Raw genomic sequence first — 4610 nt, 5'->3', positions numbered from 1 at the left:
GAGCGGCTGGCCGCGTGCGCTCCCGACACGGTGCGGGTCTACCCGACGGTCGTGATGGAGGGAACGGAACTCGCGGACCTCTGCCGCGCGGGGATCTACCGCCCCCAGACGCTCGAGGAGGCCGTCTCGCTCGGTGCGCGGCTGCTCGAATACTTCGAGGGGATGGGGATCCGGGTGATCCGCATGGGCCTGCACGCGCAGGACTCCCTCGAGCGGGAGCGGCTGGCGGGGCCCTACCACCCGGCGTTCCGCGAGCTCTGCGAGGGGGAGGCGATGCGCCTGCGCGCCGAGGCGGCGCTCACCGGGCGCCCGAAGGGGGACTACCTCCTGCGGGTTGGCCCCCGGAGCCTCTCAAAAATTACGGGGCATGGGGCGCGCACCGTTGAAAAACTGGGGCAATTAGGGTATCATGTAAAGATAGAACCGGACGGGAGGCTTTCGGGCCTCGCAATCGAGATAAAGGAAGTGTGACATTGCGCCTTCGCAGCTTGGAGATACAGGGGTTCAAATCCTTCCCCGACCGCACAAAGCTCAGCTTCCACGACGGCATCACGGCCGTCGTCGGGCCGAACGGCTCTGGCAAGAGCAACATTGCGGACGCGGTGCGCTGGGTGCTGGGAGAGCAGTCGACGAAGACGCTGCGCGGCGGCAAGATGGAGGACGTCATCTTCGGCGGCACGCAGGCGCGCAAGCCGCAGGGCTACGCGCAGGTGCTGCTGACGATCGACAACGCCGACCGCGCGCTCGCCTGCGACTGCGACATGGTCACGGTCGGGCGCAAGCTCTACCGCTCGGGGGAGAGCGAATACCGCCTGAACGGCGCGGCGGTGCGCCTCAAGGACGTCTATGAGCTCTTCATGGACACGGGGCTTGGACGGGACGGCTACTCGATCATCGGGCAGGGCAAGATCGCCGAGATCGTCAGCGCCAAGAGCACCCAGCGCCGCGAAATTTTCGAGGAGGCGGCGGGCATCTCCAAGTACCGCTACCGCAAGCTCGAGGCCCAGCGGCGGCTGGAGGCCGCGGAGGAGAACCTCCTGCGCCTGCGGGACATCCTCGACGAGCTCGAGGGGCGTGTGGAGCCGCTGCGGGCGCAGTCGGAGAAGGCGGCGCAGTTCCTCGAATACGCGGGGGAGAAGAAGACGCTGGAAATCTCCCTCTGGGTGCTGACGCTCGACAAATCCCGGGCGGTGCTGCGGGAGCAGGAGGACAAAATCCTGCTCTGCCGCGACGAGCACGACGGCGTCCAGGCGGAGCTCGACGGCATCGAGGGGCAGATCAACGCGCTCTACGCGCAGATGCAGGCGCTCGCGGTCGAGATCGATTCCCGGCGCGGGCGCGTCCGGGAGATCGAGGAGCTCACCGCGCAGAGCGGAGCGGAGATCGCCGTTTTGCATAACGATATGGCGCACAACGACGCGTCGATCGAACGCATCCGGGCCGAGCTGGAGCAGTCGGACGCGTCGGACAGCGATCTCGACGAAAGGATACATACCTTTGAGGAGCAGATCGCAGAACGCCGGCAGGGCCTCGACGAGCTGCGCCGCGGGCACGAGGAGGTCCAGCGGGAGCTGACCACGCTGGGCGCGGTGCAGGAGGACTGCCGCGGCAGGATTGACGCGCTCAAGGAGCGCCGCTTCGGCCTCACCCAGAGCATCAACGAGGTCAAGCTCTCCTCCGCGTCGAGCGGCTCGCTCATCGACGAGACGATCGCGCGGCTTGAAGCCCTCAGGGAGGGCGCGGTCGTCAAGGACGAAAACATCGCGCGCATCAAAAAGGAGCTGTCCGACTGCAGGGAACTGATCGCCGAGATCGACGACAACCTCCTCTCGCTGCAAAATTCCCGCAGGGGCTGCCAGATGAAGCTGGAGGGCCGCCAGCAGAAGCTCGACGCGCTGCTCGAGCAGCGGCGCGGGCTGGAGGACAAGGCGCGCGCCCACACCCAGCGGGCCAAGCTGCTCTTCGACATGGAGAACAGCATGGAGGGCTTTTCGCAGAGCGTCAAATACGTCATGGAGCAGGCGCGCAGGGGCGCGATCGGGGACGTGTACGGACCCGTCTCCCGGCTCATCTCGGTGGAGGATGACTACGCGCTCGCGGTCGAAATCGCGCTGGGCGCGGCGATGCAGAACATCGTCGTCAGGGACGAGACGGTCGCCAAGCGCGCCATCGGCATGCTCAAATCGAGCAAATCGGGGCGGGCGACCTTTCTGCCCGTCTCGACGGTAAAAGGAAACCGCCTCAATGAAAACTGGCTGCCCGAAACGGACGGCTTTATCGGCGTTGCCGCCGACCTGGTCCGGTGCGACGAACGCTACCGGGGCGTGATCAACCAGCTTCTGGGCCGCATCGTGATCGTCCGGGACCTCGACTGTGCCGCCGCCGCCGCGAAGAAGGGCGGCTACCGCTTCCGCGTCGTCACCCTCGACGGGCAGGTCGTCAACGCGGGCGGCTCGATGACGGGCGGCTGGGCCGCGCGCAGCGCGGGCATCCTCAGCCGCTCGAAGGAGATCGAGGAGCTCAAGGGCAGGGCCGCGGCGTGCGAACGGGAGATGGCCGGGCTCGACGGGCAGATCAAGGCGCTGCGCGAGGAGATCGCGGCCGTGCAGGCGTCGCTTGCGGGGATTGACGGGGAGATCGCCACCGCGCAGGAGGATAAGATCCGCTGCACCGCCGAGCAGAAGCAGCTGGCTTCCGCCCACGACGAGGCGGTCCGTTCGCGCGAGCAGGCGGCGGAGGAATACGGCCAGCTTGCAGGGCGGCTCGAGGAGCTTAAGGAGAAGAACGTCACGAGCGCCGAGCTGACCGACGATTTGAACCGCCAGCTCGACGAGGTGGCGCAGCAGCTCGGCGTGCTCGCCTCCAAGCGGGACACCTGCGCGCGGCAGGCGTCGGAGGCGTCCGCGCGCCTGGCCCAGCAGGACGTGGAGATCATCTCGGTCACCAAGGAGATCGACGGCCTGCGGCAGATGGCCGACCAGCTGCGCGACCAGAAGCTGCACCAGAAGGAGCATGTCGCGGGGCTCGAGCGCCAGCGGGCGGATTATCTGCGGGAGAACGCGGAAATCCGGGAGAAGATCGCCGGGGCCGAGCGGCAGCGGGAGGACTACGCGGCACAGGCGGCCGCGCTGGGCGCGGAGATCGAGCAGAAAACGCAGGCGCGCAACGACTGCGAAGCGAAGACCACCGCCCTGCGGGCCGACGAAAAGGAGATCACGGCGCGGCGGGAGACCGCCGGACGGGAGCTGGCGCGTCTCGAGGAGAAGAAGGCGTCGCTCCAGGCGGAGTACGACGGCATCATCTCGCGGCTGTGGGACGAATATGAGATCACCCGCACGCAGGCGGCTGAAATCGCGCAGCCGGTCGAGGACCCCGGGAAGGCGCAGCGGCGGCTCGGGGAGCTCAAGGGGAAGATCCGGGCGCTCGGCAACGTCAACGTCGGCGCGATCGAGGAATACAAAGAGGTGTCCGAGCGGTACCGCTTCCTCAAGACCCAGACGGACGACGCGGAGAAGTCCCGCGCCGAGCTCATGAAGCTGATCACCCAGCTCACGAGCGACATGCAGTCGATCTTCGCGGATAACTTCGGCAGGATCGCGGAGAACTTCTCCAAGATCTTCACCGAGCTCTTTGACGGCGGGCGGGCGGAGCTGACCCTCACCGATCCGGGCAGCGTGCTCGAATCGGGCATCGAGATCTACGTCCAGCCGCCCGGCAAGATCATCAAGAACCTCGCGGCCCTCTCGGGCGGCGAGCAGGCGTTTGTGGCGATCGCCATCTATTTTGCGATCCTTAAGGTTCGTCCGTCGCCCTTCTGCCTGCTCGACGAGATCGAGGCGGCGCTCGACGACGTGAACGTCGTCAAATACGCGCAGTATCTGCGCACGATGTGCGACAGGACCCAGTTCATCACGATCACCCACCGGCGCGGCACGATGGAGGAAGCGGACATGCTCTACGGCGTGACGATGCAGGAGGAGGGCGTTTCCAAGCTGCTCGAGCTGCACGTCAGCGAGATCGAAAGCAAGCTGGGCATCAAGTAGGGGGGTACCAAATGGGATTTTTCGGAAAACTTGCCGAGGGGCTCAAAAAGACGCGGGAGTCGATGGCGCGCGCCGTCGACGAGCTGGTCAATTCCTTTTCCAAAATCGACGAGGAGCTCTTTGAGGAGCTCGAGGAGACGCTCATCATGTCCGATGTGGGAGCGGTGACCGCCGCGGCCATCTGCAATGAACTGCGCGCGGAGGTCAAAAAGAGGGGCGTCACCGACGCTTCGGAGGTCAAGGGACTGCTCAAGGAGATCATCGCTGGGATGCTTTCGGGCGGGGAGGCGCTGAACCTCTCGACGAAACCCTCAGTCATCCTCGTCATCGGCGTGAACGGGGTGGGCAAGACCACCACGATCGGCAAGCTCGCCGCCAACCTCAAGGCGGACGGCAAAAAGGTGCTGCTCGGCGCGGCGGATACCTTCCGCGCGGCCGCGATCGAGCAGCTCGGCGTGTGGGCCGAACGCTCGGGGGTCGACATGATCCGGCAGTCGGAGGGCTCCGACCCGGCGGCCGTCGTCTTCGACGCGGTCACGGCGGGGAAGGCGCGGGGCGTCGACGTGG

2 protein-coding genes and 1 pseudogene are annotated in these 4610 nt (G+C 66.4%); all 3 read left to right on the top strand.

What is annotated here, in order from left to right; genetic code table 11:
- A pseudogene (locus RDM88_RS11955) lies at nt 1-471 on the top strand (radical SAM protein); the annotation flags it as partial.
- A 2-nt stretch (nt 472-473) separates the two neighbouring features.
- Nucleotides 474-4043: a chromosome segregation protein SMC gene (gene smc / locus RDM88_RS11950; protein WP_308755055.1), complete on the top strand. Its 3570-nt coding sequence runs from the start codon at nt 474-476 to the stop codon at nt 4041-4043.
- 11 nt (nt 4044-4054) lie between these two features.
- The coding region (locus RDM88_RS11945) for a signal recognition particle receptor subunit alpha (protein ID WP_308755054.1) at nt 4055-4610 on the top strand (556 nt) is incomplete at its 3' end.

The organism is uncultured Anaerotruncus sp. (assembly GCF_902490045.1).
In the GTDB taxonomy this organism is placed as follows: Bacteria; Bacillota; Clostridia; order Oscillospirales; family Ruminococcaceae; genus Anaerotruncus.
Note: the sequence above shows the minus strand (reverse complement) of the source record. Positions and strands in the feature narration are given on the sequence as shown.